Source organism: Streptomyces sp. RK9 (genome assembly GCF_045070545.1).
In the GTDB taxonomy this organism is placed as follows: domain Bacteria; phylum Actinomycetota; class Actinomycetes; order Streptomycetales; family Streptomycetaceae; genus Streptomyces; species Streptomyces alboflavus.
This window is the reverse complement of sequence record NZ_CP173705.1, coordinates 502,968-515,851: the sequence shown is the minus strand read 5'-3', so window position 1 is coordinate 515,851 and position 12,884 is coordinate 502,968. Positions and strand designations below refer to the sequence as shown.

Genomic DNA, 12,884 nt, shown 5'->3' with positions numbered 1-12,884 from the left:
GGTTCGCCGCCGCGCGCGGGCGGGGTCCAACACCTTCTGGAGGCCGATTCACGCGCCTGGGTTGTAAATTCACGGGATGACAGAACCGCCGCCCGGGGAGCCGCCCGTGCCCGCGACCAGGCCCACGTCCGCCTCCGCCGCGCCGTCCGCCGTCCCCCGTGACGTGGACCCCCGCCTCCTGCGCGCCTTCCTCGCCGTGGCCGAGGAGCTGCACTTCACCCGGGCCGCCGCCCGCCTGTACGTGGCCCAGCAGGCCCTGAGCCGGGACGTACGACGGCTCGAACGGGACCTCGCGGTGGACCTGTTCGCGCGGTCGACGCGGCAGGTGACGCTGACCGCCGACGGCGAGCGGCTGCTGCCGTACGCGCGGCGGGTCCTCGCGGCGCACGACGACCTTTCGGCCGCCTTCGCGCGCGGCGGCGCGGCCGCGGCGCTCCGGCCGCTGCTCGTCGACCTCAACAGCCCCGGCCTGTTCTTCGGCCGGATCCTGGACCGGGCCCGGGAGCTGGCGCCGCAGTGCGAGCTGATGGCCCGTTTCGAGAGCGGTCTGACCGGCGCCGCCGCCGAGATCGCGGCGGGGCGCCTCGACGCGTCGTTCGGCCGCTTCGCGGGACTGCCCGAGACCGTACGCGCGGGACTCGCCCACCAGCCCGTGCGGTACGAGCCGATGGCGGTGCTGCTCCCCGTCGACCACCCGCTCGCGGGGCTCGACGCGGTGCCGCTCGACCGGCTCGCGGGCGAGCGTGTCTACGCGGGCGCGGGCAACGAACGCACCCTGGAGTGGACCGACCTGGCCCGCCGCCTCTTCGACGGCCGCGGCATCGAGGTCGCGCCGCCCGAGCCGCTCGCCGTCGGCCCCGAGGAGTTCGCGCGGATCATGGCGAAGCACCGCAATCCCGTGCTCGCCGTCGTCGGCTTCCCCGAACTGCCCGGCTGTGTGCGGCGGCCGCTCGTCGACCCCGTACCGCTGTCGCCGGTGTCGCTCGTGTGGCGCCGCGGTCTGCGGCACCCCGGCCTCGACGCGCTGCGCCGCGCCGCGGCCGAACTCGCGGCGGAGGAAGACTGGCTGAACCGACCGGCGGACGGATGGATTCCGGCCACCGATGCACTCATCATGATGATTCAAGACTGACGTAAAACCACGGTTGTCACCGGCGTGCGCTACATTCGGCTTCCGGGTTCGGTGTGATAGAGGGGGCGCCTGGATCGGGTGGGGGCCCGATCCGGACGACGAGTGCCCGGTAGGTCGTACGCGCCCGCATCACGAAACCCGTGGGGGGTGTGCGTACGCATGGCGAGCCGACGAGAAAACGGGTCATCGAGGCCCACAGAAGGTCATTTCGGGCCTGACGGCGACCGGCCGGAGTGGTCGGGCGGACTGCCCGCGCCGACGCACGACCCGAACGAGGTCACCGTCCAGATCGACGGCGTCGGCCGGTGCCTGGCGGGGGAGTCCGGCGGCTCGGCGGTCGGCGGCACCCGCGTCATGCGGGGGTTTTCGGACACCCTGAGCGTGGCTGATACACCGGTGTTCGTCGACGAGACCGGCCGCAGGAGCAGACGGTATCGCCGGATCGGCGCGGCCGTGGGCCTTCTCTGCGCGGGATACGCCGTCGTCATGGCCGCCACGCTCGTCTCGGGCAACTCCAGCGCACCCTGGCTGCCGGTGCCCGACCCCAAGGACGAGCAGCCCGCGAGCCAGGTCGACACGCCTGAGCTGCCGGCCGAGCCGACCGGGCCGACGGCACCCGCCACCGGCGGCGCCACGCCCAAGTCGCCTTCCGCTTCTGCTTCCACGCCTCCGTCGACGTCCACGGACGCGCGGTCCGGCGAGGGCGGGGCGCCGGGGGCGGGCGGTGAGCCCGGGCGCTCCATACCGTCGGCGCGGGGCGGTGACGCGGCGGGCGGGTCCGGGGGCTCCTCGGGGTCGCGTCCCGCGCGTGAAGGCGGTGGGTCCGGCGGTAAGTCCGGCTCGCGTCCGGGTGGGGGCGGCAGCGCCACGGAGGCGCCGGCGCCCGGCGGTGACGCCACGGCTCCCGGGGCGGATCCGGACGGCCCGGGCCCCGCGCCCACGGGGGAGAGCGGTCCGCCTGTGGCTCCGTCCACGGGGACGTCGGACGGTGGCGGCGGCAGCGGCGGTGCTGAGGGTGGTGGAGGTGCCGAGGGCGGCGGTGGTGCCGGGGCGGATGTGGGTGGCGAGGCGGGGGCCGGGGTGCGGGCCGTGGCCGACGGGCGGGTCCGGGGGGACGGGACTGTGGGGGGCGTACGCGCATGAACTTCCGTTCCGGTGGGCGTGGGACGGTCGAGGGGGCGTCCGCTTCGGCTTCCGTTTTCGCGCCGCCAGCGTCTGGTCCTGCGCCAGCGCCTGGTGCTGCACCTGGTCCTGCGCCAGCTCCTGCACCTGGTCCTGCCCCGGCCCCCGCTCCCGGCGAAGGCCGAAGCCCAACGCGCCCCCACCGCAGGCGCGGACACAAGACCACGCGCCCCCGTCCCCGCTCCCGCTCCCGCTCCCGTGTGAGCCTCCGTCTCCGCCCCCGCCTCCCGATGCGCTACCTCCTGCCCGCACTCCTCCTCGTGGCCCTGATCGCCATGCTGATGCTGCGCGGCTACGTACACAGCGAGATCCAGGCCGACCACCGTGTGCGGCCGCCCGCGGCCACGGACCAGGTGCCGAAGAAGATCCTCCAGGGCGGCCCGGTGATCGATACGCGCGACGGCCGGACGCGGTCCCTGAGCGTCCCCGACCACCGCCTGGTGCTGACCTTCGACGACGGCCCCGACCCGAAGTGGACCCCCAAGGTCCTCGACGTGCTCGCCGAACACGACGCGCACGCCGTCTTCTTCGTCACCGGCACGATGGCCTCGCGCCACCCCGGCCTGGTGCGCCGCATGGTCGACGAGGGCCACGAGGTGGGCCTGCACACCTTCAACCACCCGGACCTGTCCTACCAGTCGAAGGACCGCGTCGACCGGGAGCTGTCCCAGAGCCAGCTGGCGCTCGCGGGCGCGGCGGGCATCCGTACGTCCCTGTTCCGGCCGCCGTACTCGTCGTTCGCCGACGCCCTGGACAACAAGTCCTGGCCGGTCGCCCGGCACATCGGCAGCCGCGGCTACCTCACGGTGGTCACCGACACCGACAGCGAGGACTGGAAGCGCCCCGGCGCCGACGAGATCGCCCGCCGCGCCACGCCCGCCGACGGCAAGGGCGCGGTCGTCCTGATGCACGACTCGGGCGGCGACCGCTCCCAGACCGTCGCCGCGCTCGACCGCCTCATCCCCCGACTCGCGGGGCAGGGCTACGAGTTCACCAACCTCACCGAGGCCCTGGGCGCGGGCACGACCGGTGCGCACGCGCGCGTGGAGGGCCTGGAGCTGTGGCGCGGCAAGGCGTGGGTGCTCCTGGTCGGCGCCGCGGAACACACGACGGACGCCCTGGTGATCGGCCTGGCCGTGGTCGGCGTGCTGGTCATCGCCCGGTTCGGCCTGATGCTGTTGCTCTCCGCGGCGCACGCCCGGCGGGTCCGCGGACGGGACTTCAGCTGGGGCGGCTCTCGCGGGGGCGACTCCCGCGGGGGTGGCTCCCGTCGGGGCGACTCCGGCACGGGCGGGGCGGCGGTGACGGAGCCGGTGTCGGTCCTGGTGCCCGCCTACAACGAGGCGAAGTGCATAGAGAACACCGTCCGTTCCCTCATGACGAGCGACCACCCCATCGAGGTCGTCGTCATCGACGACGGCTCCACGGACGGCACGGCCCGGACGGTCGAGGGCCTCGGCCTGCCGAACGTACGCGTCGTACGACAGCACAACGCGGGCAAGCCCGCCGCCCTCAACCGGGGTCTGGCCAACGCCCGGCACGACCTGATCGTGATGATGGACGGCGACACGGTCTTCGAGGCGGCCACCGTGCGCGAACTGGTCCAGCCGTTCGCCGACCCGCGCGTGGGCGCCGTCGCGGGCAACGCCAAGGTGGGCAACAGGAACTCCCTCATCGGGGCCTGGCAGCACATCGAGTACGTGATGGGATTCAACCTCGACCGCCGCATGTACGACGTACTGCGCTGCATGCCGACCATCCCCGGCGCGGTGGGCGCCTTCCGGCGCACCGCCCTGGAGCGCGTCGGCGGCATGAGCGACGACACGCTCGCCGAGGACACCGACGTCACGATGGCCTTGCACCGCGACGGCTGGCGGGTCGTGTACGCGGAGCGGGCGCGCGCGTGGACCGAGGCGCCGGAGACCGTGCGGCAGCTGTGGTCCCAGCGCTACCGCTGGTCGTACGGCACGATGCAGGCGATCTGGAAGCACCGGCGCGCGCTCGTCGATTCCGGCCCGTCCGGCCGCTTCGGCCGCGTCGGCCTGCCCCTGGTCTCCCTCTTCATGATCATCGCGCCGCTGCTCGCGCCGCTGATCGACGTCTTCCTCCTCTACGGCCTGGTCTTCGGCCCCACCCTCCAGACCGCCCTCGCCTGGCTCGGCGTCCTCACCCTCCAGGCGGTCTGCGCGGCCTACGCCTTCCGTCTCGACCGCGAACCCCTGACCCACCTCATATCGCTCCCCCTCCAGCAACTCCTCTACCGCCAGCTCATGTACGTCGTCCTCCTCCAGTCCTGGATCACCGCCCTCACCGGCGGTCGCCTGCGCTGGCAGAAACTGCGCCGCACCGGGGCGGTGGGCGCGCCGCCCAGGGCCCACTGGGCCTGAATGGCAAGGCCCCGAACCGACACAGGCCGGTAATCATCGCTCGGCGTTGTGCGACTGTTAGGCAACAACGACCCGCACAGAGCTTCGGTATGCCCCCATCTGTCCCCGTGCTGGGTAAACCTCACTCTCGCTTCGCGCAGTGCCCGTGGATAGCGTGGGTTCACTCGAGTGAACCCACTGAACCCACGTCCCATCGGGAGCTGACTGTGAACCGCCGACCTGCCTTGCTCGCGGTGGCCGCGCTGACGACTGCCGCGGCTCTGTCGCTCTCCGCCTGCGGCGGCGGAGACGGCGACTCCAAGAGCGACGACAAGATCGAGGGTGCCGGGAACAGCGAGACGAAGTCGCCTTCACCGAAGGCTTCCGAGGACGCGATCGAGCGGCCGGAGATCAAGCTGCCCAAGGGCGTGAAGAACGTCTTCGAGGGCGGGGAGACCGGGGAGCCGAAGAAGGACGCCGTCCTCGCGGACAGCGAGCGCCGCATCAACTCGCTCGACGAGGCGGTCACCGTCGACGCGAAGGAGCACCCGGCGCTGAAGTTCTACTCGTCGGGCGAGGCGCTGATTTCGGCGGCGACGTACATCAAGAGCTTCTACGACGAGAACAGGTCGTTCGTCGGGACGTCGCGCTACTACAACCGCAACGTGACGATCCTGAAGAAGGGAGCCGCCGCGGTGACCTACTGCATGGACTCGAGCAAGACCTATCCCATGAACCGGAAGACCAAGAAGGTCGACCGGTCGATTCCGGCCTCGGACAAGGACTACACGTTCTTCAACACGAGGCTGGTGAAGAACGCCAAGGGCGTTTGGCAGACGACATCGGTCACATCCATCGAGGCGGCGAAGCAGTGCAGGTGACACAGCGGTTCGTACGGTACGTGGTGGCTCCTGTCGCCGGTTTGTCCCTGGTGGCCGTGCCAGGCGTCGCGCAGGCGAGCGGTGGCAAGGGCGGCGGCAAGCCCGTCGAGGGCAGCGGCAAGGGGGACATGAAGGGCGGTGTCATCTACGCCGAGACCAAGATCAGGACCTCGGGCAACGGGACCAAGGGCAAGGGCAGGACCGGCACCCTCACCGCGGGCGACCACAACTGGACGCCTCCGGCCTGCTGGTACGAGCCCGCCTTCTCGCCGAAGGAGATCGAGGCGCAGGTCAAGGCGTGGCGCGGGCTCGACCTGCCGTTCCTCGGCGGGATCGGCGACTTCGTGGGCGACGTACTGGACAGTCGCTACAAGGACGGCAAGCCGTACAAGGACTACAACCTCGACAAGCAGGGCAAGGGGATGTTCTGGGCGGCGGTGAAGAATCCCAACCGCAAGGACGACCCCGCGGCCAACGCCTGCAACAAGCAGCCGTTCTGGGTCGACGAGGGCGATGACTCCGGCGAGCCGCTCGCCGTCAGCCCCCAGGTCCTCGCGGAGTACGCCTACGACGAGATCGAGATCCCCAGCACCAAGGTCACCCTCGCGCCCGAGGGCGAGACCAAGGTCAACCTCCCGACGTGGGCGTGGCTCGACAAGGCCAGGTTCAAGAAGCTCTCGGTGACGGCGACCCTCCCCAACACGAACCTGTCGGCCACGACGACCGCCACCCCCGAGTCGCTGCGCATCGAGCCCGGAACGAAGGACGCCGAGACGTACCCGGCCGGTGGCGTGTGCAAGATCGGCAAGGACGGACGCATCGGCGAGCCCTACGCCAAGGGCAACGCGAAGAAGACGCCCCCGTGCGGCGTGAAGTACCTGCGCTCCTCCGGCGACGGCTCGTACGACCTGAAGGCCACCATCACCTGGAAGGTCAGCTGGACGAGCACGACTGACCCGGGCCAGCACCCGATGCCCGACGGCGAGTTCGGCGGCGACCAGAACGTCGTGGTCAAGGAGATCCAGTCCATCAACCGTTGATCAGGGCTTGAGTGAGTTGATGAGGCCGCCCCGGCTGCGTATGTGCCGGGGCGGCCGTTGTGTGTCGAGTGGGCGAGTCCACGATCGGATCACGGCCTGCTGCGGCGCAGCCACTGCCCCGGTGTGCGGCGTGGGGGGCGGGCCACGATGTCGCCGCCGGACGATCTGCCGGTCAGGATCACGCGCAGGCGTGTCGGGACCTCGGGGCCGGTCTCGGGGGTGATCTTGATGTCGCCGCGGGTGTGGGTGATGCCGTCGGTGTCGATCACGATGCCCGGGGCCGTCACCAGGGTCAGATTGCCGCCGATGCGCAGGTCGAGGGCGATGTGGAGGGTGTCGTAGCTGATCACGGCCTCGGTGAAGTCGAGCTTGAGGTCGGTGAACATCAGCCGGACTTCCATCCGGTGCGGGACCAGCCAGCGGCCGGCGCGCTTGCTGTCGCCGAAGCGCTGGTCGATCCGGACCACCTCGCGGGCCTGCGGCGGCATCCCGTGGAGCGGCAGGTCGGCGGTCAGCTCCGCCAGGTCGGAAGCCGTGCGAGCGGCCAGCGCCGCCTCGACGCGCTCGTCCAACTCCTCGCCCGTCAGCCGCCCGTCGCCCGCCGCGACCCGCAGGATCTCCACGGCGAAATCCCGGTCCCGGTGCGAGACCCGCTGCTCGGCCACGGGGCGACGGGGTACGGAATCGTCTGCTCTGGAGAGATCGCCTGGCATGGTTCCAGTGTGCTGTCGGGCTCCGGGGACCGGCAACGGCCGGTCGGAAATATGGGTGATGACCCTGACGGATCTCGGGGGTGCTGGTGAATCCTCAGGGGGGCCGTGGAGTTCTCAGGGGTGCTGTGCCCGCAAGCGGTCCAGCGCCGACCTGCTCTCGGGGTTCGCCGCGCGGTAGATCAGCACCCGCTGGTCCGGGTCCTGGAGGGGCACCAGGACGTCGAAGTCCACGGTGATCGTGCCGACGGCGGGGTGGTGCAGCACCTTGGTCCCGCGGCCGTTGACCTTGACGTCCCCCTCCTCCCACAGGCGGGCGAAGTCCTCGTCGCGGGTGGTGAATTCGGTGATGAGGTCGGTCAGGGTCCGGTCGTCGGGGTGGGCGGCCCAGGCGGCGCGCAGGTGGGCTATGCCCTCGCGGAGGGTGTGTTCGCGGTCGTCGTAGAAGCCGCGCATCGCCGGGTGCAGCAGGCACAGCCACATGGCGTTGCGGTGCAGGGGCGGGAGGGTGTCGAAGTCCGGGAGGAGCGCCGCCATCTCGGGGTTCCGGGCCAGGATGTCGTAGCGGTGGTTCATCAGCATGGCCGGGTGCGGGGACAGGTCGGTGACCAGGTGGGCCAGGGGCGGCGGCGCCGTGGTGGTGGGCTTGTCCGGGGCGCCGGGGTGCTGCTGGGCCAGGTTGAAGAGGTAGGCGCGTTCGTCGGGGGGCAGGCGCAGGGCGCGGGACAGCGCCTGGACGACGGGTGCGGAGGGGCGCAGTCCGCGGCCCTGTTCCAGGCGTACGACGTAGTCGGTGCTGACCCCGGCCAGTTCGGCGACCTCCTCGCGGCGCAGGCCGGGGGTGCGCCGGGCCCGTCGGCGCGCGGGCAGGGCGAAGTCGTCCGGGTCCAGGCGCTCGCGCCGGGTGCGCAGGAACGCGGCCAGCTCCTGGGTCGTGTCCGGGGTCCGGGGTGCGGCCGGGGTGCTGGTCGTGCCGAGGGTGCGGGGCTGGTCCGGGGCGCGGGTCGTCACGGTCCGTCCAACGGCCGGGTCGGCGCCCGCATTCCCCGAAGCCCCCCCCGATGCCGGCGCGCCCGCACTCCCCGAAGCCCCCCGATGCCGACGCGCCCGCACTCCCCGAAGCCCTCCGGCACCGGCGCGCCCGCACTCCCCGAAGCCCCCGACGCCGACGCGCGCCACCACCCCGCCCCCGCCCCCGCCGATGTGACGCAGTCGTCCGCATGACGGATGTGGCCCCCGCCCCCCGGCGATTAGGCTCACGCGCTATGACGCAGCCTCCCGGCCAGCCGCCCCAGGATGGATTCGGCGCCCCGCAGCCCCAGCCGAACCAGCCCCAGCCGCCCTTCCCCGGCCAGCCGCCGGCCGCCCCGCCAGGTCCCCCCGGGCCGCAGCCCGGCTACGGCTACCCGCAGCAGCCCCCGCCCCCGCACGGAGCCCCGCCCGCGGGACCGTACGGCCAGCCGCAGGGCCAGGACCCGTACGGCCAGCCCCAGGGCCAGCCCCCCTACGGCCAGCCCCAGGACCCGTACGGGAATCAGGGACAGACCCAGGCCATGCCTCCGTACGGGCAGCAGCCCCCGTACGGGCAGCCCCAGTTCGGCGCCTACCCGCCGCCGCCCCCGGGCGGCGGTGACGCGAAGAAGCGGAACATGATCATCGCGGTCGCCGTGGCCGCGGTCCTCGTCATCGGTGGCGGCGTCTTCTTCCTCGTCAGCGGCAGTGACGACGACAAGGACGACAAGAAGAAGCCGCAGGCCGACAAGAGCGCGTCCGACAAGGTGACGCCGGGCGCGCCCGCCGAGCCCTCCGACGACCCCGCCACGGACGCGCCCGCGCTGCCGTCCACCGAACCCACCACCGGGATACCCAGCACCCCGGGCGGCGGCGGCATCGGCGGCGATGACGACGACGGGCCCGCGCCCAGCACCGGGTACAAGGGGCAGTGGCAGAACGAGAAGCTCAAGACCCTCACCATCGCCGACAAGCAGACCACCGGCCAGGCCGCGGGCAAGCACATCGTGTCCTACCTCGACCCCGGCGGCGACGGCATGTGCACCGGGCTCGGCCAGGACCGCGCCGGGGGCAAGTTCCGGCTCGCCCTGAAGTGCGGCAGCGGGACCAACGAGAAGTTCATCGGCGCCGACCTGTCCCGCTCCGGCGACTCCGTCGTCATGGACTGGGACAAGGGCGGCTCCGACACCCTCAAGTGGGCCGGGGGTCTGGACTGACCCAGGGCCACGGCCTCACCCCCCACCCCACCCCACCGTGAGCCCGAAGTTCCCCGCCGGTCACTCACCGGCACAGCGCTGAAACGAGCCCTCCCTACCTTCGGGATCATCAGCCGCTTGCCGGGGAGGCGTGGGATGAGTACCGAGGGCATCAGGAAGCAGCAGCGCGGGTCGTCGTGGATTTCGCGGTGGGATCCCGAGGACGAGGAGTTCTGGGAGCGGGAGGGGGCCCACGTCGCCCGGCGCAACCTCGTCTTCTCGATCCTGTCCGAGCACATCGGGTTCTCCGTCTGGACCCTGTGGTCGGTCATGGTGCTGTTCATGGGGCCGGAGTACGGGATCGACCCGGCCGGGAAGTTCTTCCTGGTGTCGATGGCGACCCTGGTGGGCGCCGTCGTCCGGGTCCCGTACACCTTCGCCGTCGCCCGCTTCGGTGGGCGCAACTGGACCGTCGTGGCCGCCTCGATGCTCCTGGCGCCCACCATCGCGGCCTTCGTCGTGATGGAGCCGGGCACCTCGTACGCGACGTTCATGGTGTGCGCGCTGCTCACCGGCGTCGGCGGCGGCAACTTCGCCTCCTCCATGACCAACATCAACTCCTTCTTCCCGCTGCGGAAGAAGGGCTGGGCGCTCGGCCTGAACGCCGGGGGCGGCAACATCGGCGTCCCCGTCATGCAGCTCATGGCACTCGCCGTCATCGGCGCGAGCGGCGGGCCCCGCGTGCTCCTCGGGATCTACATCCCGCTCGTCGTCGTCTCCGCCGTCTGCGCCGCCCTCTTCATGGACAACATCGCGGCCGTGAAGAACGACACCGGGGCCGCGCGCGAGGCCCTGCGCGACCCGCACACCTGGATCATGTCGCTGCTGTACGTGGGGACGTTCGGCTCGTTCATCGGGTACAGCTTCGCCTTCGGGCTCGTACTCCAGACGCAGTTCGGGCGCACGCCCCTGGAAGCCGCCCAGATCACCTTCCTCGGGCCGCTGCTCGGCTCGCTGATCAGGCCCGTCGGCGGGCGGCTCGCCGACCGGTACGGCGGGGCCCGCATCACGCTGTGGAACTTCGTCGGGATGGCGGCGGCCACCGGGGTCGTGGTGCTCGCGTCCGCGCGGGAGTCGCTCGCCCTGTTCACCGGCGCGTTCGTGGTGCTCTTCGTGCTCAGCGGGCTCGGCAACGGCTCCACGTACAAGATGATCCCGGGGATCTTCCACGCCAAGGCGGTCCGCGCGGGGCTCACGGGGGAGGAGGCCGCGCGCTACGGACGGCGGCTCTCCGGGGCCTCCATGGGGCTCATCGGGGCCGTCGGCGCGCTCGGCGGCCTCGGCATCAACCTCGCCTTCCGGCAGTCCTTCCAGACGGCGGGCACGGGCACGGGCGCCTTCGTGGCCTTCCTCGTCTGCTACGCGGCCTGCTTCGCCGTCACCTGGGCCGTATACCTTCGTCGGCAGGCCGCACCGGCCGCCGCGTCCGCGCCGACGGCGGGGAGCGAGCCACAGCGCGTGTACGCCGAGGTGTGAGACGTCCACCGGATGTGGAGGAGTCGCAGGTCACGTACGCCGAGGAGCGACGTAACACGGCGGACATCGGCGTGATCCGCGACCGTCACCCGGCGTTGGCAGGCTCGGGGACCCGGATCGCACAGAGGAGGGGAGGCGCGCGATGGACAACGACCGGCAGCACGGACCTCTCTCCGGGTTCACCGTCGGCGTCACCGCCGCCCGCCGCGCCGACGAGCTGGGCGCGCTGCTCCAGCGGCGCGGCGCCACCGTCCTGCACGCCCCCGCCCTGCGCATCGTGCCGCTCGCGGACGACAGCGAACTCCTCACGGCGACCAAGGAGTTGATCGCCGACGCCCCCGACGTGGTGGTCGCCACCACCGCCATCGGCTTCCGCGGCTGGGTCGAGGCCGCCGACGGCTGGGGGCACGGGGAGGCGCTGCTCGCCCGGCTGCGGGGCGTCGAACTGCTCGCCCGGGGGCCCAAGGTGAAGGGCGCCGTGCGGGCCGCGGGGCTCACCGAGGACTGGTCGCCGACGTCGGAGTCCATGGCGGAGGTGCTCGACCGGCTCCTCGGGGAGGGCGTCGACGGGCGCCGCATCGCCCTGCAACTGCACGGGGAGCCCCTGCCCGGCTTCGTGGAGGCCCTGCGCGCGGGCGGCGCCGACGTCGTCCTCGTGCCCGTCTACCGCTGGCTCCCGCCCGCCGACCTCACCCCCGTCGACCGGCTCCTCGACGCCGCGGTCAGCCGCGGCCTCGACGCGCTGACCTTCACGTCGGCGCCCGCCGCCGCCTCGCTGTTCGCGCGGGCCGAGGAGCGCGGGATGGCGGCCGAGCTGACCGCCGCGCTCCGCCACGACGTGCTGCCCGCCTGCGTCGGCCCGGTCACCGCGCTGCCGCTGCAGACCCGGGGCCTGGACACGGTGCAGCCCGAACGCTTCCGGCTCGGCCCCCTCGTCCAGCTGCTCTGCCAGGAGCTGCCCGGCCGGGCCAGGTCGCTCCCGATCGCCGGGCACCTGGTGGAGATCCGGGGGCACGCGGTGCTCGTCGACGGGGAGCTGCGGGCCGTGCCGCCCGCCGGGATGGCGCTGCTCCGGGCCCTGGTGCGGCGGCCCGGGTGGGTCGTGGCGCGCGCCGAACTCCTGCGCGCGCTGCCGGGCGCGGGCCGCGACGAGCACGCCGTGGAGACGGCGATGGCCCGGCTGCGGACGGCACTCGGCGCGCCGAAGCTCATCCAGACCGTCGTCAAGCGCGGCTACCGGCTCGCGCTGGACCCGGCGGCCGGGTCCAAGTACGCCGACTGAGCCGCGCCCGCCCCGCGCCCCCGGCCGAACACCACGAGCGCCCGCACCAGGAGCCCGAGGGCCAGGGTGCTCAGGAGCGCCCGCACCACGTTCCATGCCACCCACGTGTCCTCGAAGTCCGCGCGCACCGCGGCCGGATCGGCGATCTTCGCCGGGTCGCCCGCGTCCGCGAGCTCGTCGTTCAGGGGCACGTTCACCGTGACCGTGAGGACGAACGTGAGGAAGTACGCGAGCAGCGCCGCGAGCACCCACCAGCGCGCCGGGTCGCGCCGCAGCAGCCACCCCGCGACCGCCGTGATCAGCAGCGCGCCCATGAAGCTCGCGAAGAACACCGCGTTCTCGAACGCCGCGTTGATGTCCTGCATGACCTCGATGTACGCGCGGTCCGAGCTGCGCGCGAGGCCCGGCATCACCCCGCACGCGAAGATGTAGAAGGTCCCGGCGATCAGGCCCATGGCCACGGTCGCCGCGCCCAGGACGAGACCGGTGCCGCGGCGCCTGCCCGCCGCCGTCGTGTTGCGTGCTGTCGCCACATTTTCGTTCATGCC

12 protein-coding genes are annotated in these 12,884 nt (G+C 72.4%); 9 read left to right on the top strand and 3 right to left on the bottom strand.

All coding sequences use genetic code 11. The features are described 5' to 3' along the window. Window positions 1-76: 76 nt before the first annotated feature. The 5 genes from AB6L24_RS39795 (at window position 77) to AB6L24_RS39775 (ending at window position 6,601) form a co-directional block, all read left to right on the top strand. The gene (locus tag AB6L24_RS39795) at window positions 77-1,132 is read left to right on the top strand and encodes a LysR family transcriptional regulator (RefSeq protein WP_405664419.1); all 1,056 of its coding nucleotides are present in this window, start codon (window positions 77-79) and stop codon (window positions 1,130-1,132) included. Window positions 1,133-1,291: 159 nt separating this feature from the next. Beyond that, a complete protein-coding gene (locus AB6L24_RS39790) occupies window positions 1,292-2,275 on the top strand; it encodes a hypothetical protein (protein WP_405664417.1) in 984 nt (327 codons plus the stop codon). A 269-nt stretch (window positions 2,276-2,544) separates the two neighbouring features. Continuing rightward, on the top strand, window positions 2,545-4,701 hold the full coding sequence (locus AB6L24_RS39785; protein ID WP_405664539.1) for a glycosyltransferase: 2,157 nt from the start codon (window positions 2,545-2,547) through the stop codon (window positions 4,699-4,701). Window positions 4,702-4,907: 206 nt separating this feature from the next. Beyond that, entirely contained in the window at window positions 4,908-5,561 is a 654-nt protein-coding gene (locus AB6L24_RS39780) for a hypothetical protein (RefSeq protein WP_405664416.1), read from the top strand. Beyond that, window positions 5,552-6,601, top strand: coding sequence for a hypothetical protein (locus AB6L24_RS39775; RefSeq protein WP_405664414.1), 1,050 nt, complete (start codon window positions 5,552-5,554; stop codon window positions 6,599-6,601). Before AB6L24_RS39780 ends, AB6L24_RS39775 begins: the two co-directional genes overlap by 10 nt. Before the next feature lie 89 nt (window positions 6,602-6,690). Here the strand turns inward: AB6L24_RS39775 and AB6L24_RS39770 are convergent, their stop codons facing one another. Together AB6L24_RS39770 and AB6L24_RS39765 are read right to left on the bottom strand one after the other, a co-directional pair. Beyond that, entirely contained in the window at window positions 6,691-7,266 is a 576-nt protein-coding gene (locus AB6L24_RS39770) for a DUF1707 domain-containing protein (protein ID WP_405664412.1), read from the bottom strand. 162 nt (window positions 7,267-7,428) lie between these two features. After that, window positions 7,429-8,235 (bottom strand): helix-turn-helix transcriptional regulator, encoded by an 807-nt coding sequence (locus AB6L24_RS39765; protein WP_405664537.1) that lies wholly within the window; start codon window positions 8,233-8,235, stop codon window positions 7,429-7,431. A gap of 171 nt (window positions 8,236-8,406) precedes the next feature. Between AB6L24_RS39765 and AB6L24_RS39760 the strand changes: the two genes are divergently transcribed. From AB6L24_RS39760 to AB6L24_RS39745, 4 genes are all read left to right on the top strand, one after another. Then, window positions 8,407-8,535 (top strand): hypothetical protein, encoded by a 129-nt coding sequence (locus tag AB6L24_RS39760; protein WP_405664411.1) that lies wholly within the window; start codon window positions 8,407-8,409, stop codon window positions 8,533-8,535. Between the two features lie 41 nt (window positions 8,536-8,576). After that, on the top strand, window positions 8,577-9,539 hold the full coding sequence (locus tag AB6L24_RS39755) for a hypothetical protein (protein WP_405664409.1): 963 nt from the start codon (window positions 8,577-8,579) through the stop codon (window positions 9,537-9,539). Between the two features lie 135 nt (window positions 9,540-9,674). Further along, entirely contained in the window at window positions 9,675-11,054 is a 1,380-nt protein-coding gene (locus AB6L24_RS39750) for a nitrate/nitrite transporter (RefSeq protein ID WP_405664408.1), read from the top strand. A gap of 142 nt (window positions 11,055-11,196) precedes the next feature. Next, window positions 11,197-12,336, top strand: a complete 1,140-nt coding sequence (locus AB6L24_RS39745; protein ID WP_380860397.1) for a uroporphyrinogen-III synthase — start codon at window positions 11,197-11,199, stop codon at window positions 12,334-12,336. Here the strand turns inward: AB6L24_RS39745 and AB6L24_RS39740 are convergent. Beyond that, window positions 12,288-12,881, bottom strand: a complete 594-nt coding sequence (locus AB6L24_RS39740; protein ID WP_405664406.1) for a DUF1772 domain-containing protein — start codon at window positions 12,879-12,881, stop codon at window positions 12,288-12,290. The two genes, AB6L24_RS39745 and AB6L24_RS39740, sit on opposite strands and share 49 nt — an antisense overlap. Window positions 12,882-12,884 lie beyond the last annotated feature (3 nt).